The sequence below is a fragment of the Tistrella mobilis genome, assembly GCF_039634785.1.
Taxonomy (GTDB): domain Bacteria; phylum Pseudomonadota; class Alphaproteobacteria; order Tistrellales; family Tistrellaceae; genus Tistrella; species Tistrella mobilis.
Genome location: NZ_JBBIAB010000018.1, coordinates 43,134 through 64,622, shown reverse-complemented (window position 1 = coordinate 64,622; position 21,489 = coordinate 43,134). Strand labels below are relative to the sequence as shown.

Sequence of the window (21,489 nt, the reverse complement as noted above, 5' to 3'; positions counted from 1 at the left end):
AGGCTCCGGTTTCGTGACATCGAAACCGGAAGGCAGGTTCAGGCATGACTGGCATGACGTCGATCCGCGGGGTGGTGGTCGCCGCCGCACTGGGCATGATGATGCTGGCGCCGCAGGCGGTGGCCGCGCAACAGATGATCGACGGTTCCGACCCCGACCAGATCCTGAATCTGGCCCGCGGCTACGGTTCTGCCAATCTTGAAAAATCCGACAACGGCGATCCGCTGATCCGCGGCCGCATCGACGGTGTCGGCTATGCGATCTTCTTCAACGACTGCACGAACAACCGCAATTGCGACACGCTGGGCTTCTATGCCGGCTGGACGGACACCAATGTGACCGAGGCCCATGTCGCCGAGTGGAACCGCACCAAGCGTTTCAGCCGGGCCTATATCGACGACGAGGGCGACCCGGTGATCGAGTTCGACGTGAACCTGAAGAGCGGCGTCAGCCGGCGCAATTTCGACGACACGCTGGACTGGTGGAAGACCGTCATGCTCGATTTCCGCGACCAGGTGATCGAGGCGAATTGAGGTGAAAAAAAGACGCCGGCCCCGAGACGGGCCGGCGTTTTCGGTTCCGCAGGCGAGCGCTGGCTCAGAAGGCCATGGTGGCCTTGATCAGGACCGACCGGCCCGGTTCGTAGATCGGATCGACATTGGAGAATTCCTGGCCATAGGTCGTGCGGTCGGCATAGGCCTGGTCGAAGACGTTGTTGACCTCACCCCGCAGGGTGAGCCCGGGCACGACATCCGGGGTGTATTCCGCATAGAGGTTCAGCGACTGATAGGCTTCGAGCGTCTCGTAACCTTCTGAAACCAGGTCGTCGTTCTCGAAGCCGGCTTCGACGGTGGCGCCGACCAGGAGGCCGGTGGTCTCGAAGCGATGGGCGATTTCGGCTGCGATCAACCGTCCGACCGGGCTGCCCAGATAGAGGCCGATGTCGGAATCGCCCGGCTTGCCTTCGATGGTCAACCGGGTGTCGGTGTAAGAGATGCGTGCGAAACCGGGCCCCCAGCCATAGGCGGCCGAGAGGACATAGCCCTCGGTTTCGACGTCGAGATTACCGGCCGGGCCGTCACGCCAGCTTTCGTTGCGGGCATCTTCGAACCGGCTGCGGAACACGCCGGCACCGAAGGTGAAGCCGTCGAGCCGGTATTCGGCGCCAAGGGTCACGTTGTCGGACCGGACCGGCTTGATGCCGCCGGAATAGTCCCACCCCGAATTCATGACGAAATTCTCGGCCAGAGCGATGCCACCGAAGACGTTCGAATACCCGGCCTTCAGCGTCAGATCATCCCGCACGTCCCAGGCCACCGAGGCATTGCCGCTGAGGCCGGCATGGTCGATTTCGGTGCCGTTGACGCCTTCGAACCACTGCTGGTCGCCGCGCAGGCCGAAGGAGAGGCGCAGCCGGTCGACCGGCTGCAGGCGGGCCTGGGCATAGAGGCCGAGATTGGTCGCCGTCTCTGACATGTCGCTGCTGCGGTCTTTGTACGCGGCCTCGTCGTCGTAGAAATCGACACCGGTGGTGACGCTGTCATCGGGGGTGAAGAACATCCGGTTTTCGATCCGGCCCGACAGGCTGGTCGTCTCGCCATGGCTGTAGACGACCGTGTCGTCGGGGCTGGGGACGCCCAGATCGGTTTCGTTCCAGCCCAGCACCACGCGCGGGTTCCACATCCCCTCGCGGGTCGTGTCTTCATAGGTCGCGACCAGATTGCGGCGGCGGAGATCGTAGAGCCGGTTGTCGGCGGGACGGTTGGTCAGCCGGCCGATATTGGCGCGGAAGGGGCGGACCGAATCATCCTGCACCTGCTCGCCCGAGAGTTCGAAGCGGTGGCCGTCGGTGCTTTCCCAGGCGCCCTTCAGCAGGATGCTCTGCAGCCCGGCACCGGTGCCCGAGACCTCGCGGCCATTGCCGGCTTCGTAGTCGTCGCCATCGGCCTGTTTGAAGAAGGCGAGCCCTTCGAAGCCGTCGGCGGTGCGGCCATAGACCGAGCCGCCCTTGGTGAAGGTGTTGCCGTTGCTGTCCCAGCTGGTCGAGACATAGCCGCCGGCCATCTCGCCCGGGTCGAGCAGGTCGGCGGCATCGGCGGTTTCATAGACGATGGCACCACCCAGCGCACCCGGCCCGGCATCGGCGGGTGCGACGCCCGGATCCACCCGCACGGCCTTGAGCAGGGCCGGGTCGATCAGCGTGGTGGCGTTGTGGTGGAAGACCTTGTTGTTCTGGCGGGCGCCGTCGATGGTGACCGCCAGATTGGTCTCTTCGATGCCCTGGACATAGATCTTCTGCGCGACCGGCTGGCCGCCGCCGACGGAGACCGTGGCCTCGCCCGCGAAGACGTCCTTGAGGGTGGCGGGGTTGCGCCGTTCCAGATCCTCGCGGGTGACGGTCAGCGATCCGGCGCGGTCGGCGGCATTGGCAAAGGCATCGGCGCTGCGCGCAGCCTGGACCATCAGCGGGTCGAGGGTGGTGTTGCCGGCGGCGGCCTCGGATATCACCACCCCGCCGGCATCCAGCCGATGGCTGAGCCCCGTGCCGGCGAGCAGACGATCGAGCGCTGCCGCCACGGTCAGGCGGCCGGAGACGCCGCCGGTCATGGCCTCGCGGACGAGATCGCCATGGGCCGAAACCTGGATGCCGGCCTGGCGCCCGAAAGCCGGCAGGGCATCTGCCAGTTTCTGGGCCGGAATGTCGAAATCGTGCCGGGCTGCCTCGGCCGCCGTCTGCGCCCGTGCCGCGGCCGTCCAGGCGGTACCGGTCGCGAGCGCCGTTCCCAGCATCAGCGCCGCCGCGACGGCCCGCCCGGCCGACATGTTCTTCACCATCGTCATAGCCCGACCCTTCGGATGCGTTCTTCAGCGTCGCGCACCATGTGCCCCATGGTGTTTTGCATGTGCGACGCAGTTGCAGATATCGATCCGTTGACGACGGTGCCGGGGCGGGTGTTCAGATTTTTTTCGAGAGCAGCAGGATCCAGGGCGTGATCTCGATGACGCGGGCGCCCTGTGCGGCCGCGATGGCGTCGAGTGCCGCGCGCGGCCGGCGGAGGTCGTAGATGCCGGTGAGCGGCTGACGGGCAAGGCTGTCGTCGGTCAGCAGGATCATCTCCGACGCATAGGGGCGCAGCGCATCGACCACCCGGGCGACGGGCCGGTCGCGCACGATCAGCTGACCTTCGGTCCAGGCGGCGACCTCGTCGGGGCGCAACCGGTCCTGGACAAGATCCCCATCCGCGCCCAGGGTCAGCCGGTCGCCGGGGCCCAGAAGCCGGGGTTCGGAACCGCCCGCCACCTCCACCCGGCCGTGACGGACCGCCACCACCACGCCCTCTGCCGTATCGGCCACTTCGAAGCCGGTGCCGCGGACGGTGACCGTCGCCGGGCCCGCCGTGACGACGAAGGGGCGGGCGGGATCGGCGACCACCTCGAAATAGGCCCGGCCGTCGATCAGACGGATCCGGCGGCCGGTGGCATCGATCACGACATCGGCGGCGCTTTGCGGTGCCAGATCCATGCGGCTGCCATCGGCCAGCGCGATCTGACGGGTCTGGCCATGGCCGGTGGACTGGTCGGCCAGCCAGGCCGGCAACCGGACCGGCAGGATGGCAAGCGCGATACCGGCCGCCAGGGCCAGCCCGGCCCCCGCCATCCGCATCCGCCGTCGCGGAAGACGGCGATGGGCCCGGGCGGTGCGCTGCGGGGCAGCGGCGGCCGGCGCCGGCAGAACCTGCCCCAGCAGCGCATAGGTCTGCGCCATCTCTTCCCAGTCGCGCCGATGATCCGGATCGGCGGCAAGCCAGGCATCGAAGCGCCGCCGTAACCCGGCATCGCCGGGTGCGTCGAGCAGGCGCACCAGCCAGTCCGAGGCCCGGACCGGTGTTTCTTCTCCGCGCATCGGCGCCTTCCCGTTCATCTGCGGCTCCCTGAGCAGAAGACGTCCGGCGCGCCGGTTCTGTTCAGATGAAAGGTCATCGATCCCGCTCCCGCAAGCGCTGCCGGCAGTGCTCCAGCCCGTCGGTCACCAGGGCATGGGCAAGGCCGGTGGAGATGCCGAGCCGCGCGGCGATCTCGCGGATGGTCAGCCCCTGCAGGCGATGCAGTTCCAGCGCCTGGCGGGTGCGGGCCGGCAATTCGGCCATCGCGGCGGACAGGCGCCGGAGATCCGATCGCGCCTCGGCCTCGGTCTCGGGAGAGGGGTCGTCGGTGGCGAGCCCGGCCAGCGCTGCGCCCGCATCCGCCGCGCGACGCAGATGGTCGCGGCCGATGCGCCGGCGCAGATCCAGCGCCAGATTGCGGACGATCCGGAACAGATAGGCGCGGGGCTCGTCGAGCCGCCGCTCGGGCTCGGCCGCCTCGAAGCGCAGATAGGCATCCTGGACGACATCCTCGGCATCGGCGCGCTCGCCGACGATGCGCGTGGCATAGCTGACCAGCGCGCCGCGATGGGCCAGAAAGGTGTCGAGCCGGTCGGGGTTCTGATCCAAGCCGAAGCCTGTGGCAAGAAGGACGATCGGCATCCCATAGCACGACTTGCAGCCATATTGCGACTGATTCTCAATGCCATGTCTCAGCGCGGGATCAGCTTCAGACAGGCGAGGGCGGCAAGGGCGCAGGCGGCGAGGGCGAGGCCGAGGCCGGCGGCATCGTCATGGGGCAGCAGGGCGGCGGTGGCCGCGATCACCGCCGATCCGCCCAGCTGAAACAGGCCGAGCAGAGAGGATGCGGTGCCGGCCAGCATCGGTTCCAGCTGCACCGCCCGGGTCATGACATTGGGCACCTGGATGCCGAGCCCGGCGCCGAACAGCGCCATGGGGGCCATAAGGGCGATGGCGGAAAGCGGCAGCAGCAGCGCGGCCGCGGCCATGGCGATGCCGGCCGCGACCAGCACCAGCGTGCCGATCCGGATCATCCGGCGGCCGCCCAGCCGCAGCCCCGCCCGGCGCACCACCTGGGTGCCGGCCAGGAAGCCCAGAGAGGGCAGCAGCGACCAGAAGCCGTAATGATCGGCACGGATGCCGAGCGTGCCGATCAGCAGAACCGGGGCGAGGCCCACGAAGATGAACAGCCCGCCGAAGGTGAAGGTCAGCACCAGCCCATAGCCCCAGAAGGCCGGCATGCGCAGGAAGACCCCATAGCCCGAAATCACGCCGGTATGGCGGGCGCGGCTGCGGTCGGCGGCCGACAGGGTTTCCGGCAGATGCAGCCGGCAGGTGATCCAGGCGGCGACGGCGGCAAGGGCGATCAGGCCGAAACTCCACCGCCAGCCGCCCAGGCGTTCGATCACCCCGCCGATCACCGGGGCGCTGCCGGGGGCGAGTGCCAGCGCCAGGCCCAGCGACGACATCGCCACCACCAGGCGATCGGGCGGCACGGCATCGCGCAGCACGCCGCGGCCGACCACCGGCCCGGCGGCGGCCCCCAGGCCCTGGATGAAGCGGCAGACGAGCAGCTGGCCGGCATCGGCGGCGAAGGTGGCGCCGACCGAGCCGAGCGTCAGCAGGCCCAGGCCGATGAGCAGCGCCGGCCGCCGGCCTGCGCGGTCGGCGATCGGGCCGTAGAGCAGCTGGCCGGCGCCATTGCCGATCAGGCAGATGGCGAGGGTCAGCTGGGCGGTGGCGGTATCGGTGCCCAGATCGGCGGCGAGGGCCGCCAGCGACGGCAGATGGATCGTCCCGGCGCCCTGGCCGACGATCACGGCGCCGATCACGATCCAGAAGGCCCAGCTGGCGGCGCGGTCGGGGGAGGGCGGCATCGGGGCTCCGGCGATGAGGTCCGGCGGGGCGATCCCGCCGGGGCCCCCGACGATAGCCGCAGCCATCCCCGGCCGACAAGCCGCCGGCCGATGTTCAGGTGAGACGTGGGTTCAGGAGAGGCGGGCGGCCGCAGCCTCCACCAGCCGGCGCCGGGCGGCGATCCGGTCGGCGAAAGCGGTCTCGACCATGGCCAGCACGGCGGGCGGGGCCAGTTCCGGCCGGCCGGCGCCCATCGGCGGTTCCGGCGCGTATTCGATGGCAAGCTCGGCGGCGGCGGCGATGTCGGGGCCGGCGATCCGGGCGGCGAGGGCGAGGGCGATGTCGATGCCGGCGGTGACGCCGCCGCCGGTGGCGACCGGCCCGTCGATCACCACCCGATCGGCCGAGGGTTCGGCACCCAGCGCCGCCAGCAGCGGGCGCGAGGCCCAGTGGGTGGCGGCACGCCTGCCGCGCAGCAGCCCGGCCGCCCCCAGCACCAGCGCGCCGGTGCAGACCGAGGCCACGCCGAATTCCGCCGCCCCGGCGCGGCTGCGGACGAAATCCAGCACATCCGGGCGGTCGAGCAGGGCATCGACGCCGCCGCCGCCGGGCACGATCAGCAGGTCGAGCGGCGGGCAGTCGGCGATGGTGGCCTGCGGCGTGATCATCAGCCGGCCATCGGCCGCGATCGGCTGATCGTCGAGCCCGATGGCGACCGGCGCCCAGCCGGGCAGGCGCAGAAACACCTCCCACGGGCCGATCATGTCGAGGGCGGTAAGGCCGGGGAAGATCAGCAGCCCGGCGCGGCGGCGGATGGCGGTGTCGGTCATGGACGGGGCACTCCTTCAGGGACGGGTGCCGCCATGCTGCCGCGGCGGCGCCCTGGCCGAAAGGTCATCAACTCCTCCTTTTCGGCATGGACATGGTGTAAGCTCGGTCGACGGCCTGTTCGCGGAGGGCGCCGATGCGCGAGATCCTGTTCCTGAGCTTCCCCGGCGCCCAGCTTCTGGACGTGACCGGCCCCTTCCAGGTTTTTGCGACCGCCAATGATCTGGCCCGGCTGGGCGGGCGGGCGGCGCCCTATCGGCTGCGCCATGCGGCGGGGGCGGGCGGGGCGGTCGAGACCACATCGGGCATGCAGCTGCTGGCAGAGCCGGCCGCGGTGCTGAGAGAGGCCCGGCCGCATACCCTGGTCGTTGCCGGCGGCGACGGGGTGAATGCCGCCGGCCGGGATGCGGATTTCCTCGACCTGCTGAAAACCGGGGCGGGACGGGCGGAGCGGGTGGCCTCGGTCTGTTCTGGCGCGTTGCTGCTGGCGGCGGCCGGCCTGCTGGAGGGGCGCCGCGCCACCACCCACTGGTGCCGGACGGCGGAGTTCCGGCGGCGCTTCCCGGCGGTGCAGCTGGAACCCGATCAGATCTGGGTGCAGGACGGGCCGGTCTGGACCTCGGCCGGCATCACCGCCGGCATCGATCTGGCGCTGGCGCTGGTGGAGGCGGATGAAGGCCAGGCCCTGGCCCGGGCGGTGGCGCGCCAGCTGGTGGTGTTCCTGCGCCGGCCGGGCGGCCAGTCGCAGTTCAGCCCGCTGGTGCCCGAGCCGGTGACCGCGCCCGAAGGCGGCTTCCTGCAGCTGCGCATCCAGGCGACCGCCGATCCGGCCGCCGACCTGACGGTGCCGGCGCTTGCCGAACGGGCGGGGATGAGCCTCAGGGCCTTTTCGCGCGCCTTCCTTGCGGAAGTGGGCGAAACGCCGGCGCGCTGGGTGGAGGGCATGCGGCTGGATGCGGCCCGCCGGGCGCTGGAGGCGGGGGCCGCCTCGATCAAATCCGTGGCGGTCCGCAGCGGTTTCGGCGATGACGAGCGGATGCGCCGCGCCTTTCTCAGACGGCTGGGCGTGACGCCTGAGGCATACCGGTCACGTTTCGGAAACGGCCTTGAAAATCGCGGGATGGCGGCCGGTGGGCCAAGGCTGTAACGTGCGGCATGCGGCACCGCATATCGGCGCCGCGTTCCGAAACCTCGTGAGACAGAATCGAGGACGACATGAAGACCGTGCTGCGCATTGCGGCGCTGATGGCCCTGACCGCCTGGAGCGGGACGGCAGCCGCCAACACCTTCTCTCTGACGATTGTGAACAAGACGAAGTCGGTGGTGGAGGCGTTCTACACCTCGCCGGTGGGCGAGGACGACTGGGAGGAAGACATGCTGGGCGACGGGGTGATCCAGCCCGGCAAGCAGAAGACCATCCGCTTCAAGGACGATCGCAATGTCTGCAAATACGACATGCGGTTCGAATTCGGCGGCGGCGATCTGGAACCGCTGGAAGACACGCAGAATCTCTGCGACCTCGGCACCTATACGATCACTGAATGACCGGCATGCCGGGTGGGGGCGTCAGCGCATCCACCCGGCGGCCACCTGCGGCACCGGCGCCGAGCTGCCGGCATGCCAGTCGTGAGAGGCGGCGAAGGCACGGAACAGGGTGGTCGCCTCGTCGGGCGCGCCATGCCAGGCCAGGCCGATCAGCCGGGTCGGCTCGTAATCGATGATCGGGATCATGGCGATGCCCGGCCGCTCGAAGCTCTGCGGCATCAAAGCGAGCCCCAGATCGGCGGCGACCAGGGCCACGGTCCATTCATCCTGGGTGGAGCGGTGGACGATGCGCGGACGGGCGCCGCCGGCCAGGAAATTGCGCCGGATGTCGCCCATCAGCTCGCAATGCCGCCTGAGGATGAAGGGCAGGCCGTCGAGTTCGGGGATGCGCAGCTGGCTGCGCCGGGCGAGCGGGTTGCGCTCCGACACGGCGATGCGATAGCGGTCGCGGAACAGGGGCGCCGCCTGGGCGCGGTCGGCATCGTCGGCGATGCGGGTGATGGCGGCATCGATCCGGCCGGCGGTGAGCGCTTCGTCGATCTCGGGCACCGTGCCCTCGAACAGATCGACATCGACATCGCGCTGGCCGTCGGCGAACTGGGTGAGCAGGGCCGCGATCCGCTCTACCGGCAGGGTCTTGAGCACGCCCAGCCGGAAACCCTGCCGATCGGCACCGCGCCGCGCCGCCTGCTCGGCGATCGCCGCCTCCTGCAGGATCACCCGCGCATGGGGCTGAAACCGCTGCCCCGCCTCGGTCAACTCCACCCGCCGCGCCCGGCGGATGAAGAGCGGCGTGCCGAGCCCGTCCTCGAGCTTGCGGATGCCGGCCGACAGGGTCGGCTGGGTCACGAACACCCGCTCCGCCGCCTTGGTAAAGCTGCCGGTCTCCGCCACCGCCAGAAAATACCGGATCTGATACAGGTCCACGCTACCCGTCCGATGGAAGCTGCCACTGCGATGGCATGATCAGGCCCCGCCAACCAGCTCGGGGAGGCGCGAGCCTCCCCCAGCCGCCATTGAGGCGGCGGCCAAGGGCGTGGACACGCCCGCCCGGCGAGGGCCATACATATAGACGCTATCGATGCGTCGCATGAAAAGATACAATTTCGTCTATGGGCGAGCCACTGCTATGGTTCGACCCGAACCGGAGCTGCCGCACCTTAAGACGGAGGCCCGGGAAGCCTCGATGGACACGACCTTTCATGCCGGGAACACGCGGCCGCACCAGCGGGTGCCGGCCGGGCATGTCGGAACGATCCCGAGGGAAGAGGGAGTGACCGCCCATGACCATCACCCTGGCCGAGGCCGAGCGCCTTTTGCCGGCACATGAGCTGCCGGAGTTCCGGGTCCAGGATCCCGATTTCGAGGCACGCGTCCGGGCGAGCTTCGACGCGCAGGCGATCATGCGCACCATCGGTGCGGTCATGACCGTCTGTGCCCCGGGGATCTGCGAGATCGAGCTGCCCTGGTCCGAGATGGTGACCCAGCAGGACGGTTTCTATCACGGCGGCATCGTCGGCGCGGTTGCCGACAGTGCCTGCGGCTATGCCTGCCATACCCTGATGCGGCCCCAGACCCGCGTGCTGACGGTCGAATACAAGCTGAACCTGATGGCGCCGGCGGTCGGCCGCAAGCTGATCGCGCGTGCCCGGGTGCTCCGGTCGGGGCGGACGCTGTCGGTCGCGCAATGCGACGTGTTCGGCGATCGCGACGGCCGGCCGGTTTTCTGCGCCGCCTCTCAATCGACGCTGATCGAGGTTGGCGAAGCCTGAGTCACCCCTTCCGTGCCGCCCAGGGCGCCCGGTCGGGATCCAAGGGAGACGATCCAGATGCTGTCGAACTATCCGACGCTGAACTTCGATCTGGGCGAGACCGCCGACATGCTGCGTCAGACCGTGACCAGCTTCTCGGCCCAGGAGATCGCGCCGCGCGCGGCGGAGATCGACCAGACCAACGACTTCCCGGCCGACCTGTGGAAGAAGATGGGCGATCTGGGCCTGCTCGGCATGACCGCCGAAGAGGAATACGGCGGCACCGGTCTCGGCTATCTGGAACATGTGATCGCGATGGAAGAGATCAGCCGCGGCTCGGCCTCGGTGGGTCTTTCTTACGGTGCGCACAGCAATCTCTGCGTCAACCAGATCAGCCGCAACGGCAATGAAGAACAGAAGCGGCGCTATCTGCCCAAGCTGATCTCGGGCGATCATGTGGGGGCGCTGGCGATGAGCGAGCCCGGCGCCGGCTCCGACGTCGTCTCGATGCGGCTGAAGGCCGAGAAGAAGGGCGACCGCTACGTCCTGAACGGCACCAAGATGTGGATCACCAACGGCCCCGATGCCGACACGCTGGTGGTCTATGCCAAGACCGATCCGGAAGCGGGCCCGCGCGGCATCACCGCCTTCCTGATCGAGAAGGGCTTCAAGGGCTTCTCGGTCGCCCAGAAGCTCGACAAGCTGGGCATGCGCGGCTCCAACACCGGCGAGCTGGTGTTCGAGGATTGCGAGGTGCCGGAAGAGAACGTGCTGGGCGGCGTGAACAAGGGCGTCCATGTGCTGATGAGCGGGCTCGACTACGAGCGCGCGGTGCTGGCCGCCGGCCCGCTCGGCATCATGCAGTCCTGCATGGACGTGGTGCTGCCCTATGTCCACGAGCGCAAGCAGTTCGGCCGCCCGATCGGCGAATTCCAGCTGATGCAGGGCAAGCTCGCGGACATGTATGTGACGCTGAGCGCCACCCGCGCCTATGTCTACTCTGTGGCCAAAGCCTGCGACCGGGGTGAGACCACGCGCAAGGATGCCGCCGGCGCCATCCTCTACGCGGCGGAAAAGGCGACCTGGATGGCGCTGGAAGCGATCCAGGCCCTGGGCGGCAACGGCTATATCAACGATTATCCCACGGGGCGCCTGCTGCGCGACGCCAAGCTCTACGAGATCGGCGCCGGCACGTCCGAGATCCGCCGCATGCTGATCGGCCGCGAGCTGTTCGGCGAGACGGCGTGACCGATGGGGGCAGCCCGCGCCGGCCGATGACGGCCGGCGGGGCGCGCTGCCCGTGCAGGGGCCCGCGATAAGAGAGATCGAGGAGAGCAGACGTCATGACCACCGCCACCGATCCGATCGTCATCGTCGGCGCCGCCCGCACGCCCATGGGCGGCTTCCAGGGCGAGCTTAAGGACCTGACCGCTTCCGAACTGGGTGCCGCGGCGATCCGCGCGGCCCTGACCCGCGCCGGCGTCGATGCCGCCGATGTCGAGGAAGTGGTGATGGGCTGCGTGCTGCCCGCCGGCCAGGGCCAGGCGCCCGCCCGTCAGGCCTCGCTCGGCGCCGGCCTGCCGCTGGATGCCGGCTGCACCACCATCAACAAGATGTGCGGCTCGGGCATGAAGGCCGCCATGTTCGCCCATGACCAGCTGCTGGCCGGGTCCAACACCGTGATGGTGGCCGGCGGCATGGAGAGCATGACCAACGCCCCCTATCTGCTCGACAAGGCCCGTGGCGGCTATCGCATGGGCCATGGCCGGGTGATGGATCACATGTTCCTGGACGGGCTGGAGGATGCCTACGACAAGGGCCGCCTGATGGGCACCTTCGCCGAGGACACCGCCCGCCATTACCAGTTCACCCGCGAATCGCAGGACGACTTCGCGATCACCTCGCTGAAGCGCGCCCAGAAGGCGGGCGAGGACGGCAGCGCCGCGGTCGAGATCACCCCGGTCAGCGTCAAGACCCGCGGCGGCACGGTCGAGATCGGCATCGACGAGCAGCCGCGCAAGGCCAATCTCGACAAGATCCCGACCCTGCGCCCGGCCTTCGCCAAGGACGGCACGGTGACGGCCGCGAATTCGTCGTCGATTTCCGACGGGGCCGCGGCGCTGGTGCTGATGCGGGCCTCGGAAGCCGAGCGTCGCGGCCTGACCCCGCTCGCCCGGATCCTCGGCCATGCGACCCATGCCCAGGAGCCGGCCTGGTTCACCACCGCGCCGATCGGTGCCATGAACAAGCTCTTCGCCAGGACCGGCTGGTCGGCGAAGGATGTCGACCTCTACGAGATCAACGAGGCCTTCGCGGTCGTCACCATGGCGGCGATGAAGGAGCTGGATCTCGACCACGAGCGGGTGAACATCTATGGTGGCGCCTGCGCCCTGGGCCACCCGATCGGGGCCTCGGGCGCGCGCATCCTGGTGACCCTGCTCAACGGCCTGAAGCGCAACGGCATGACCCGTGGCGTGGCCAGCCTGTGCATCGGCGGCGGCGAAGCGACCGCCATGGCCGTCGAGCTGATGAACTGACCAGACGCCATGCCCGGCCGCCGCAGGGATGCGGCCGGCCGGATCCGATCGCGGCGACAGGCATCCCCACCCCCTCTCCAGCCTGTCGCCGCCGGCCCCGCCGCCGCCGTCCGATGCGGCCCGACCCCCGGTCCCCACTGGCCGGTGGCGGCGGTCAAGCCCGACGAGACCATCTGCCGGAGCGCTTTCGATGATCCTCACCGAAGAGCAGAAGATGATCCGCGACATGGCGCGGGACTTCGCCCAGAGCGAATTGCTCCCCCATGCCGCCGAGTGGAGCCGCGAACACGCCTTCCCGCGCGAGGCGCTGGCCAAGATGGGCGAACTTGGCCTGCTCGGCATGATCGTGCCCGAGGAATGGGGCGGGGCCGGCGCCGACAACGTGTCCTATGCGCTGGCGATCGAAGAGATCGCCGCCGGTGACGGCGCCACCTCGACCATCATGAGCGTGCATACCTCGGTCGGCTGCATGCCGATCCTGAAATTCGGCACCGACGAGCAGAAGCGCCGCTTCCTGCCCGATATGGCCCAGGGGCGCAAGATCGGCGCCTTCTGCCTGACCGAGCCCCAGGCCGGATCGGATGCAAGCGCGCTCAAGACCCGGGCGGTGTTCGAAAACGGCGTCTGGTCGCTGAACGGCACCAAGCAGTTCATCACCTCGGGCGCCAATGCCGATGTCGCCATCGTGTTTGCGGTGACCGACCCGGCGGCGGGCAAGAAGGGCATCTCGGCCTTCATCGTGCCGACCGACACCCCCGGCTATAAGGTCGGACGGGTGGAGGAAAAGCTGGGCCAGCACGCCTCCGACACCTGCCAGATCATCTTCGAGGATCTTAAGCTCACCCCCGATCTGATGCTCGGCAAGCCGGGCGAGGGGTACAGAATCGCGCTGTCGAACCTGGAAGGCGGCCGCATCGGCATCGCGTCCCAGTCGGTCGGCATGGCGCGGGCGGCGCTGGACTATGCGGTGCAGTACGCCCAGGAGCGCGAGAGCTTCGGCGTGAAGATCTTCGAGCATCAGGCGGTGTCGTTCCGCCTGGCCGACATGGCGACCCAGGTGGAAGCGGCGCGGCTGATGGTGGTGCGCGCGGCCCAGATGCGCGATGCCGGCCTGCCCTGCCTGAAGGAGGCCTCGATGGCCAAGCTCTTCGCGTCAGAGATGGCGGAGCGGGTGTGCTCGTCGGCGATCCAGACGCTGGGCGGCTATGGCTATCTGGCCGAGTATCCGGTGGAGCGGATTTACCGTGATGTCCGCGTCTGCCAGATTTACGAGGGCACCAGCGACATTCAGCGGCTGGTGATTGCCCGCGCGCTCGCCGCCTGAGTGCCGGACTGATCGAAACGAGGGGGCGACCGGGCCGCACAAGACCCGGCGCCACCGGTGCGGAGGAGACGCCCCGACCATGGCCGAGCCGATCGACTTCTATTTCGACTTCACCTCGCCCTATGGCTATATCGCCGCCCACCGGATCGAGGACGTGGCCGGCCGCCACGGCCGGGCGGTGCGCTGGCACCCCTTCCTGGTGGGCGCGGTGTTCAAGCTGACCGGCACCCGCGCCGCGATCGAGGATCCGCTGAAGGGTCCCTATGCCCGGCGCGATTTCATGCGCTCCGCCAGGCTGGCCGGGCTGCCGCTCAACATGCCGTCGACCTTCCCGTTCAATCCGGTCGCCGCCTCGCGCGCCTTCTATTGGGCCGATGCGATCGATCAGGAGGGCGCGAAGCGTCTGGCGCTGAAGATCTACGACAAGGTCTTCGTGACCGATACCGGCCCGGTGACGCCGGAAGCCGTTGCCGATACCGCCGCCGAGGCCGGGTTCGACCGCGAGGCCTGCCTAGCCGCCCTCGGCTCCGACGAGATCAAGGCGAAGCTCCGTGCCGCCGGCGATGCCGCGGTGGCGCGCGGGGTTTTCGGCAGCCCCTTCTTCCTGGTCGATGGCGAGCCCTTCTTCGGGGCCGACCGTCTGCCGCAGGTGGATCGCTGGCTGGAAACCGGCGGCTGGTGAGCATGCCCGACCACCGCCATCCGGCCACGGCTGCCTGACCCCGTCTTCAGTCTGGCTCCGTCTTCAGTCGGACCCTGTCTTCAGTCCGTCTCCGTCCTCAGTCCTAGACGTCCGGGAACCTGCCTGCCATGCGACAGATCAGAAGCGCGGTGAACACCCGCTCCGACGAGTTCCGCGACAATGCCGCCCATATGCGTGCCCAGGTCGACGACCTGAAGGCCAAGGTCGCCGGGATTGCGGCGGGCGGCGGCGAGGCGGCGCGGCAGCGCCATGTCTCACGCGGCAAGCTGCTGCCGCGCGACCGCGTGCGGGCGCTGCTCGATCCCGGCTCGCCCTTTCTGGAGCTGTCGCAGTTCGCGGCCTTCGGCATGTATGGCGAAAACATTCCGGGCGCCGGCATCATCACCGGCATCGGCCGGGTGTCGGGCGTGGAATGCGTGATCGTCGCCAATGACGCCACGGTCAAGGGCGGCACCTATTACCCGATGACGGTGAAGAAGCATCTGCGCGCCCAGGAAGTGGCGATGCAGAACCGGCTGCCCTGCATCTATCTGGTCGACAGCGGCGGCGCCAACCTGCCGCAGCAGGACGAGGTCTTCCCCGACAAGGAACATTTCGGCCGGATCTTCTACAACCAGGCCAATATGTCGGCCATGGGCATCCCGCAGATCGCGGTGGTGATGGGCTCGTGCACCGCAGGCGGCGCCTATGTGCCGGCGATGTCGGACGAGACCATCATCGTCCGCAACCAGGGCACCATCTTCCTGGGCGGCCCGCCGCTGGTGAAGGCCGCCACCGGCGAGGTGGTGACGGCCGAGGACCTGGGCGGCGCCGACGTGCATTCCCGCATCTCGGGCGTGACCGACCACTATGCCCAGAACGACGCCCATGCGCTGGAGATCGCCCGGCGGATCGTGGCCGATCTGAACTGGCGCAAGCCCGCCTCGCTGGCGCTGGCCACGCCCCGCGATCCGGCCTACGACCCGTCGGAGCTGGGCGGCATCATCCCGCGCGATTCCCGCAAGCCCTATGACGTGCGCGAGGTGATCGCCCGCGTGGTCGACGGCTCGGAATTCGACGAGTTCAAGGCGCTCTACGGCACGACCCTGGTCACCGGCTTCGCCCATCTTTACGGCTATCCGGTCGGCATCGTCGCCAATAACGGCATCCTGTTCTCGGAATCGGCCCAGAAGGGCGCGCATTTCATCGAACTCTGCGCCCAGCGCGGCATTCCGCTGATGTTCCTGCAGAACATCACCGGCTTCATGGTCGGGCGGAAATACGAAAGCGGCGGCATCGCCAAGGACGGCGCCAAGATGGTGACCGCGGTGGCCTGCGCCCAGGTGCCGAAATTCACCATGCTGATCGGCGGCAGCTTCGGCGCCGGCAATTACGGCATGTGCGGCCGCGCCTACAGCCCGCGCTTCCTGTGGATGTGGCCCAATGCCCGCATCTCGGTGATGGGCGGCGAGCAGGCGGCGAGCGTGCTGGCCCAGGTGAAGCGCGACGCCATGGAAAAGCGCGGTCAGGCGTGGGATCCGGCCGAGGAGGACGCCTTCAAGGCGCCGATCCGCGAGCAGTACGAGGTTCAGGGCCACCCCTATTATTCCTCGGCGCGGCTGTGGGACGACGGCATCGTCGACCCGGCCGACACCCGCCGGGTGCTGGGGCTGGGGCTGTCCGCCTCGCTCAACGCACCCATCGAGCAGACGCGCTTCGGCGTGTTCCGCATGTGACGGACGCCCGCCTCCGTCCCTGCCACACAGCCAATCGAGGATGCCCGGACGATGACCGATACCTCTCCCGTTGCCGTGGTCGTCTCGACCGATGACCGGGGTGTCGCACGCGTCACCATGGCGCGGCCCGAGATCCACAACGCCTTCGACGACAAGCTGATCGCGGAACTGACCCGGATCTTCCGGGCGCTGGATGCCGATCCCGCGGTGCGGGTGGTGGTGCTGGCCGCCGAGGGCAAGAGCTTCTCGGCCGGTGCCGACCTGAACTGGATGCGGCGCATGGCCGGCTATGGCCGCGAGGAGAACCTTGCCGATGCCGGCCAGCTGGGGGCGATGGTCCGCGCGCTCAACGACCTGTCCAAGCCGACCGTCGCCCTGGTTCAGGGCGCGGCCTATGGCGGGGGCGTGGGGCTGGTTGCGGCCTGCGACATCGTGATCGCGACGCCCAGGGCCAAATTCGCGCTGACCGAGGTCAAGCTCGGCATCATCCCGGCGGTGATCAGCCCCTATGTGATCAACGCGATCGGCCTGCGCTGGGCCCGGCGGCTGTTCGTGACCGCCGAGGCGATCGATGCCGACCGGGCGCGCGAGATCGGGCTGATCCACGAGGTGGTGGCCGCCGAGGAACTGGAGGCGGCCGGCGAGCGGCTGGTGCAGCTGATGCTCGCCAACGGCCCCGAGGCCATGGCCGCCGCCAAGGATCTCGCCTTTGCGGTTGCCGGCCGGCCGATCGACGACGCGCTGGTGGCCGATACCGCCGCCCGCATCGCCGACCGCCGCGCCTCGGACGAGGGGCGCGAGGGGCTGACCGCCTTCCTTGAGAAGCGCACGCCGTCCTGGCGCGGCTGACGCCCGACACACCCGCCGCTTCCGTCATTCACGCCAAGACTTCAGAACCGGGGACCGACACGCATGTTCGGCAAAGTCCTGATCGCCAACCGCGGTGAGATCGCCTGCCGCGTGATCCGCACCTGCCGCCGGCTCGGCATCGCCACGGTGGCGGTCTGTTCCGAGGCCGACCGCAACGCCGCCCATGTCGAAATGGCCGACGAGGCGGTGCTGCTGGGGCCCGCGCCGGCGCGCGACAGCTACCTGAAGGCGGATCTGATCCTGAAGGCGGCCCGCGACACCGGCGCCCAGGCGATCCACCCGGGTTATGGCTTCCTGTCCGAAAACGACGCCTTCGCCGAGGCCTGCGCCGCGGCCGGCGTGGTGTTCATCGGCCCGCCCGCCGATGCCATCCGGGCGATGGGATCGAAGAGCGCCGCCAAGCGGATCATGGAAAAGGCCGGCGTGCCGCTGGTGCCCGGCTATCACGGCGAGGATCAGGATCCGGAGCTGCTGCTGTCGGAAGCCCGCCGGATCGGCTGGCCGGTGCTGATCAAGGCCACCGCCGGCGGCGGCGGCAAGGGCATGCGCGCGGTGCATTCCGAGGCGGAATTCCCCGCGGCCCTGGCCGGTGCCAAGCGCGAGGCGGCGGCGAGCTTCGGCGACGACCGGGTGCTGATCGAAAAATATCTGGTGACGCCGCGTCATATCGAAATCCAGGTCTTCGCCGATCAGAGCGGCCAGGCGGTCTATCTGTTCGAGCGCGACTGTTCGATCCAGCGCCGCCATCAGAAGGTGGTGGAAGAGGCCCCGGCGCCGGGCATGGACGAGGCGACCCGCCGCGCCATGGGCGAGGCGGCGGTGAAGGCGGCCCAGGCGATCGGCTATGTCGGTGCCGGCACGGTGGAGTTCATCGTCGACGCCTCGCCCGAGGGCAAGGGCGCCTTCTATTTCATGGAGATGAACACCCGCCTGCAGGTCGAGCATCCGGTGACCGAGGCGATCACCGGCCAGGATCTCGTCGACTGGCAGCTGCAGGTGGCCGATGGCCGGCCGCTGCCGCTGGCCCAGGACGAGCTGACCATCAATGGCCATGCGATCGAGGTCCGGCTCTATGCCGAGGATCCCGACGGCGACTTCCTGCCGGCGACCGGCCGGCTGGCCCATCTGGTGCCGCCCATGGGGCCGGGGGTCCGGGTCGACAGCGGTGTCCGTGCCGGCGACGAGGTGTCGATCCATTACGACCCGATGATCGCCAAGCTGATCGTGCACGGCGCCGACCGGGACGAGGCGATCCGGCGGCTGCAGGCGGCGCTGGCCGATTACGAGGTGGCGGGCCTGAAGACCAATCTCGCCTTCCTGCGCCGGGTGGCGGCCCATCCGGCCTTCGCCGCCGCGGAACTCGACACCCGCTTCATCGAGCGGCACCGCGCCGATCTGCTGCCCGGGCCGGTGCCGGTCTCGGACCGGGTGCTGGCGACGGCGGCGCTCCACCGGCTGCTGGTGCTGGCCGGCGCGACGGCGGAACGGGCGGCGGCATCCAGCGATCCGCACAGCCCCTGGGCGATCGCCGATGGCTGGCGGATGAACGCGGTCAGCCATGTCGACGACCATTTCCGCGACGGCGAACGCGAAATCGCCGTGCGGGTGCATTTCCATGCCGCCGGCTATGGCGTGTCGGTGGGCGAGGGGCCGGAACGGCCGGTCCGCGCCACGATCGAGGCCGACGGCCGGATGATCGTCGATCTGGACGGCCATCGCTTCACCGCCCGGGTCGCCGAGGTCGGGGCCCGGGTGCATGTCTGGGCGGCGGGGGAGCATGCCGCGATCGACCGCTTCGATCCCTTCGCCTTCACGGGTGACGAGGGCGCGGGCGGCGGCCGGCTGGTGGCGCCGATGCCGGGCAAGGTGGTGCAGGTGCTGACCGAGGCGGGTGCCGCGGTCACCAAGGGCACGCCGCTGATCGTGCTGGAGGCGATGAAGATGGAACACACCATCGCCGCCCCGGTCGACGGAACGGTCGAGGCGGTCCATTATGCCGCGGGCGACCTGGTCGAGGACGGGGCGGAGCTGATCGCCTTCGCCCCCGCCGAGGCCAAGGCGTGAGGCAATTCCAGACGGAGGACGAGATCATGGCCCTGCCTTCCGAGGTCCGGATCGTCGAGGTCGGCGCACGCGACGGCCTGCAGAACGAGAAGGAGGTCGTGCCCACGGCCGTGAAGATCGAGCTGATCGAGCGTCTGGCCGCGGCCGGCCTGCCCGCGGTGGAGGCGACCGCCTTCGTCAGCCCGAAATGGGTGCCGCAGATGGCCGATCATGCCGAGGTGATGCGCGGCCTGACCCGGCGCCCGGGCACCCGCTACCCCGTGCTGACCCCCAATCTGAAGGGGCTCGAGTCCGCATTGGAGGTGGGGGCCGACGAGGTCGCGGTGTTCGGCGCCGCATCGGAAGCCTTCAGCAAGCGCAACATCAACTGCACCATCGCCGAAAGCCTTGAGCGCTTCCGCCCGGTGGTGGAGCGGGCGCGCGAGGCCGGCGCCCAGGTGCGCGGCTATGTGTCCTGCGTGCTCGGCTGCCCCTATGAGGGCGAGATCGACCCGGCGAAGGTGGCCGAGGTGTCGAAGGCGCTCTACGAGATGGGCTGCTACGAGGTCTCGCTGGGCGACACGATCGGCACCGGCACCGCCGGCAAGGTGAAGACGCTGATCGACACCGTTTCGGCCGTGGTGCCGCGCGACCGGCTGGCGGTGCACTTCCACGACACCTATGGCCAGGCCCTGGCCAATATCCTGGCGGCGCTGGAAGAAGGCATCGCCGTGGTCGATGCCTCGGTCGCGGGTCTCGGCGGCTGCCCCTATGCCAAGGGGGCGACCGGCAATGTCGCGACCGAGGACGTGCTCTATATGCTGAACGGCATGGGCATCCGTACCGGCATCGATTTCGATGCGGTGCTGCAGGCCGGCTGGTTCATCTCGGACCAGCTGGGCCGGCCGCCGGCAGGGCGGGTGTCGCGCGCCCTGCGCGCGAAATGCGAGGCGGCCTGACCGGCCGTGTCCGCCGCTCCACGCAGAATGCCGGGCCCGATATCAGCCGCCCTGCCGCCGATCGTCTCGGCGGCAGGGCTTCTGCTTGCCGTGATCGCCCCCTGGATTTTCGGGGATGTGGCCCCCGCCTGGCAGGCGGGCGGGCTCGCCCTCGCCATGCTGGTGCTGGTGGCGACCGCGGCAGCACCCGAGGCCTATGCCGCGATCCTGTTCTTCGCCGGGGCCGCCATCCTGGGGGTGGCACCACCCGACACGGTGTTTTCGGGCTTCCATTCCGGGGCCTTCTGGCTGGTGCTCTCGGGCCTCGTTTTCGGGGCGGCGGCGCGCCATGCGGGGCTGGCCGACCGTCTGGCCCGCCAGGCGGCGGGCGTGTTCGGCACGTCTTACGCGGCGCTGATCGCCGGCATGGTGGCGGCGGGCGTGCTGCTCGCCTTTCTGGTGCCGGCCGCGGTGGGGCGGGTGGCGCTGCTGGTGCCGATCGCGCTGGCCCTGGCCGAGCGCGCGGGCTATGACGCCGGCCATCCCGGCCGCACCGGGCTGGTGATGGCGGCGGCGCTGGGCACCTTCTTTCCGCCCTTCGGCATTCTGCCGGCCAATGTGCCGAACATGATCCTGACCGGTGCGGCGGAAACGCTCTACGACCATCATTTCAGCTATGGCGGCTGGCTGGCGCTGCATTTCCCGGTGCTGGGCATCCTGAAGGCGGTGCTGCTGGTGGTGCTGCTGGTGCGGCTGTTTCCCGCCCCGCCGCCGCGGGAGGCCGGCGCGATGGCGCCGGGTGCGGCGGCCGATCCGCGGGCGCTGGGCCGGCTGGCGCTGATCCTGGGCGCAACGCTGGCGCTTTGGGCGACCGACTGGCTGCACGGGCTGAAGCCGGCCTGGGTCGGGCTTTCGGCCGCGGCCCTGATCCTGACCCCCGGCCTGCGCCTGGTGCCGGCGGATTTCATCCGCACCGGCCTGCCGGTCGGCACGCTGATCTTCATCGCCGCCATGCTGTCGCTGGGGGCCGTGATCTCGGCCGCGGGGCTGGGGGATGCCATGGGCGGGGTGATGATCGATCTCGCCGGCTTCGAGCCCGGGGCCGATGCGCTCAACGTCTACAAGCTGGGGCTGATCTCGACCGTGGTCGGGCTGCTGGGCTCTCTGCACGGCACGCCTGCGATCCTGACACCGCTGGCCGCCCGGCTGGCGGAGGCGACCGGGCTGTCGCTCGACACGGTGCTGATGACCCAGGCGCTGGGCTTTTCCACCGCCCTGCTGCCCTATCAGTCGCCGCCGGTGATCGTGGCGCTTGGCCTGTCGGGCATCGGCCAGGGCCCGGCGGCGCGGGCGATGATCGCGCTCGGGCTGGCGGCGATGCTGCTGCTCTGGCCGCTTGATCTCGTATGGTGGACTGTTCTGGGCCGGATCTGACGGGGACCGGTCTCCGGCTGCAGAATGAACGCGCCCAGCCCCTTGGCGGGGGCGATAGCC

At 69.4% G+C, this 21,489-nt stretch carries 19 protein-coding genes; 13 read left to right on the top strand and 6 right to left on the bottom strand.

Annotated features, from left to right (window positions below):
* The first annotated feature begins 44 nt into the window (after positions 1 to 44).
* Positions 45 to 533 (top strand): YbjN domain-containing protein, encoded by a 489-nt coding sequence (locus tag WI697_RS21145; protein ID WP_231889382.1) that lies wholly within the window; start codon positions 45 to 47, stop codon positions 531 to 533.
* 64 nt (positions 534 to 597) lie between these two features.
* Here WI697_RS21145 and WI697_RS21140 read toward each other — a convergent pair whose 3' ends face one another.
* The 5 genes from WI697_RS21140 to WI697_RS21120 all read right to left on the bottom strand — a co-directional run bounded on the left by WI697_RS21140 (position 598) and on the right by WI697_RS21120 (position 6,571).
* Positions 598 to 2,841 carry a TonB-dependent receptor gene (locus WI697_RS21140; RefSeq protein ID WP_345959845.1) on the bottom strand — a complete coding sequence of 748 codons (2,244 nt, stop codon included), beginning with the start codon at positions 2,839 to 2,841 and terminating at the stop codon, positions 598 to 600.
* Positions 2,842 to 2,956: 115 nt separating this feature from the next.
* Entirely contained in the window at positions 2,957 to 3,904 is a 948-nt protein-coding gene (locus tag WI697_RS21135) for a FecR family protein (protein ID WP_345959844.1), read from the bottom strand.
* A gap of 73 nt (positions 3,905 to 3,977) precedes the next feature.
* Entirely contained in the window at positions 3,978 to 4,526 is a 549-nt protein-coding gene (locus WI697_RS21130) for a sigma-70 family RNA polymerase sigma factor (protein ID WP_062763688.1), read from the bottom strand.
* Positions 4,527 to 4,576: 50 nt separating this feature from the next.
* Entirely contained in the window at positions 4,577 to 5,761 is a 1,185-nt protein-coding gene (locus tag WI697_RS21125) for a multidrug effflux MFS transporter (RefSeq protein ID WP_345959843.1), read from the bottom strand.
* A 111-nt stretch (positions 5,762 to 5,872) separates the two neighbouring features.
* Positions 5,873 to 6,571 (bottom strand): DJ-1/PfpI family protein, encoded by a 699-nt coding sequence (locus WI697_RS21120; protein WP_345959842.1) that lies wholly within the window; start codon positions 6,569 to 6,571, stop codon positions 5,873 to 5,875.
* A 134-nt stretch (positions 6,572 to 6,705) separates the two neighbouring features.
* Between WI697_RS21120 and WI697_RS21115 the strand changes: the two genes are divergently transcribed.
* Positions 6,706 to 7,716 carry a GlxA family transcriptional regulator gene (locus WI697_RS21115; RefSeq protein WP_345959841.1) on the top strand — a complete coding sequence of 337 codons (1,011 nt, stop codon included), beginning with the start codon at positions 6,706 to 6,708 and terminating at the stop codon, positions 7,714 to 7,716.
* 68 nt (positions 7,717 to 7,784) lie between these two features.
* Positions 7,785 to 8,114: a hypothetical protein gene (locus WI697_RS21110; protein WP_345959840.1), complete on the top strand. Its 330-nt coding sequence runs from the start codon at positions 7,785 to 7,787 to the stop codon at positions 8,112 to 8,114.
* Between the two features lie 21 nt (positions 8,115 to 8,135).
* Here WI697_RS21110 and WI697_RS21105 read toward each other — a convergent pair whose 3' ends face one another.
* Complete coding sequence (locus tag WI697_RS21105) at positions 8,136 to 9,041, bottom strand: LysR family transcriptional regulator (protein WP_014746096.1); 906 nt, start codon at positions 9,039 to 9,041, stop codon at positions 8,136 to 8,138.
* Between the two features lie 356 nt (positions 9,042 to 9,397).
* Here WI697_RS21105 and WI697_RS21100 point away from each other — a divergent pair, with 356 nt between their 5' ends.
* The 10 genes from WI697_RS21100 to WI697_RS21055 all read left to right on the top strand — a co-directional run bounded on the left by WI697_RS21100 (position 9,398) and on the right by WI697_RS21055 (position 21,429).
* Complete coding sequence (locus tag WI697_RS21100; protein WP_062764716.1) at positions 9,398 to 9,886, top strand: PaaI family thioesterase; 489 nt, start codon at positions 9,398 to 9,400, stop codon at positions 9,884 to 9,886.
* Positions 9,887 to 9,943: 57 nt separating this feature from the next.
* Entirely contained in the window at positions 9,944 to 11,113 is a 1,170-nt protein-coding gene (locus WI697_RS21095; protein WP_062764714.1) for an isovaleryl-CoA dehydrogenase, read from the top strand.
* A gap of 95 nt (positions 11,114 to 11,208) precedes the next feature.
* Positions 11,209 to 12,402, top strand: coding sequence for an acetyl-CoA C-acetyltransferase (locus WI697_RS21090; protein WP_345959839.1), 1,194 nt, complete (start codon positions 11,209 to 11,211; stop codon positions 12,400 to 12,402).
* A gap of 190 nt (positions 12,403 to 12,592) precedes the next feature.
* Entirely contained in the window at positions 12,593 to 13,726 is a 1,134-nt protein-coding gene (locus WI697_RS21085) for an acyl-CoA dehydrogenase (RefSeq protein ID WP_062764709.1), read from the top strand.
* 79 nt (positions 13,727 to 13,805) lie between these two features.
* Positions 13,806 to 14,408 (top strand): 2-hydroxychromene-2-carboxylate isomerase, encoded by a 603-nt coding sequence (locus WI697_RS21080; RefSeq protein WP_345959838.1) that lies wholly within the window; start codon positions 13,806 to 13,808, stop codon positions 14,406 to 14,408.
* Positions 14,409 to 14,536: 128 nt separating this feature from the next.
* Entirely contained in the window at positions 14,537 to 16,144 is a 1,608-nt protein-coding gene (locus WI697_RS21075) for a carboxyl transferase domain-containing protein (RefSeq protein WP_062764704.1), read from the top strand.
* A 51-nt stretch (positions 16,145 to 16,195) separates the two neighbouring features.
* The gene (locus WI697_RS21070) at positions 16,196 to 16,993 is read left to right on the top strand and encodes an enoyl-CoA hydratase/isomerase family protein (protein WP_062764701.1); all 798 of its coding nucleotides are present in this window, start codon (positions 16,196 to 16,198) and stop codon (positions 16,991 to 16,993) included.
* Between the two features lie 63 nt (positions 16,994 to 17,056).
* Entirely contained in the window at positions 17,057 to 19,078 is a 2,022-nt protein-coding gene (locus WI697_RS21065; RefSeq protein WP_062764699.1) for an acetyl-CoA carboxylase biotin carboxylase subunit, read from the top strand.
* A gap of 26 nt (positions 19,079 to 19,104) precedes the next feature.
* The gene (locus WI697_RS21060) at positions 19,105 to 20,016 is read left to right on the top strand and encodes a hydroxymethylglutaryl-CoA lyase (protein ID WP_062764696.1); all 912 of its coding nucleotides are present in this window, start codon (positions 19,105 to 19,107) and stop codon (positions 20,014 to 20,016) included.
* A gap of 27 nt (positions 20,017 to 20,043) precedes the next feature.
* On the top strand, positions 20,044 to 21,429 hold the full coding sequence (locus WI697_RS21055) for an SLC13 family permease (protein ID WP_062764693.1): 1,386 nt from the start codon (positions 20,044 to 20,046) through the stop codon (positions 21,427 to 21,429).
* Positions 21,430 to 21,489 lie beyond the last annotated feature (60 nt).

What these genes read in the sequence shown, in the direction of transcription:
- WI697_RS21130 (WP_062763688.1), bottom strand. Translation starts at nt 4,526, where the DNA reads ATGCCGATCGTCCTTCTTGCCACAGGCTTCGGCTTGGATCAGAACCCC.
- WI697_RS21135 (WP_345959844.1), bottom strand. Translation starts at nt 3,904, where the DNA reads ATGCGCGGAGAAGAAACACCGGTCCGGGCCTCGGACTGGCTGGTGCGC.
- WI697_RS21140 (WP_345959845.1), bottom strand. Translation starts at nt 2,841, where the DNA reads ATGACGATGGTGAAGAACATGTCGGCCGGGCGGGCCGTCGCGGCGGCG.
- WI697_RS21120 (WP_345959842.1), bottom strand. Translation starts at nt 6,571, where the DNA reads ATGACCGACACCGCCATCCGCCGCCGCGCCGGGCTGCTGATCTTCCCC.
- WI697_RS21090 (WP_345959839.1), top strand. Translation starts at nt 11,209, where the DNA reads ATGACCACCGCCACCGATCCGATCGTCATCGTCGGCGCCGCCCGCACG.
- WI697_RS21095 (WP_062764714.1), top strand. Translation starts at nt 9,944, where the DNA reads ATGCTGTCGAACTATCCGACGCTGAACTTCGATCTGGGCGAGACCGCC.
- WI697_RS21060 (WP_062764696.1), top strand. Translation starts at nt 19,105, where the DNA reads ATGGCCCTGCCTTCCGAGGTCCGGATCGTCGAGGTCGGCGCACGCGAC.
- WI697_RS21100 (WP_062764716.1), top strand. Translation starts at nt 9,398, where the DNA reads ATGACCATCACCCTGGCCGAGGCCGAGCGCCTTTTGCCGGCACATGAG.
- WI697_RS21075 (WP_062764704.1), top strand. Translation starts at nt 14,537, where the DNA reads ATGCGACAGATCAGAAGCGCGGTGAACACCCGCTCCGACGAGTTCCGC.
- WI697_RS21065 (WP_062764699.1), top strand. Translation starts at nt 17,057, where the DNA reads ATGTTCGGCAAAGTCCTGATCGCCAACCGCGGTGAGATCGCCTGCCGC.
- WI697_RS21110 (WP_345959840.1), top strand. Translation starts at nt 7,785, where the DNA reads ATGAAGACCGTGCTGCGCATTGCGGCGCTGATGGCCCTGACCGCCTGG.
- WI697_RS21145 (WP_231889382.1), top strand. Translation starts at nt 45, where the DNA reads ATGACTGGCATGACGTCGATCCGCGGGGTGGTGGTCGCCGCCGCACTG.
- WI697_RS21085 (WP_062764709.1), top strand. Translation starts at nt 12,593, where the DNA reads ATGATCCTCACCGAAGAGCAGAAGATGATCCGCGACATGGCGCGGGAC.
- WI697_RS21115 (WP_345959841.1), top strand. Translation starts at nt 6,706, where the DNA reads ATGCGCGAGATCCTGTTCCTGAGCTTCCCCGGCGCCCAGCTTCTGGAC.
- WI697_RS21070 (WP_062764701.1), top strand. Translation starts at nt 16,196, where the DNA reads ATGACCGATACCTCTCCCGTTGCCGTGGTCGTCTCGACCGATGACCGG.
- WI697_RS21080 (WP_345959838.1), top strand. Translation starts at nt 13,806, where the DNA reads ATGGCCGAGCCGATCGACTTCTATTTCGACTTCACCTCGCCCTATGGC.
- WI697_RS21055 (WP_062764693.1), top strand. Translation starts at nt 20,044, where the DNA reads ATGCCGGGCCCGATATCAGCCGCCCTGCCGCCGATCGTCTCGGCGGCA.
- WI697_RS21125 (WP_345959843.1), bottom strand. Translation starts at nt 5,761, where the DNA reads ATGCCGCCCTCCCCCGACCGCGCCGCCAGCTGGGCCTTCTGGATCGTG.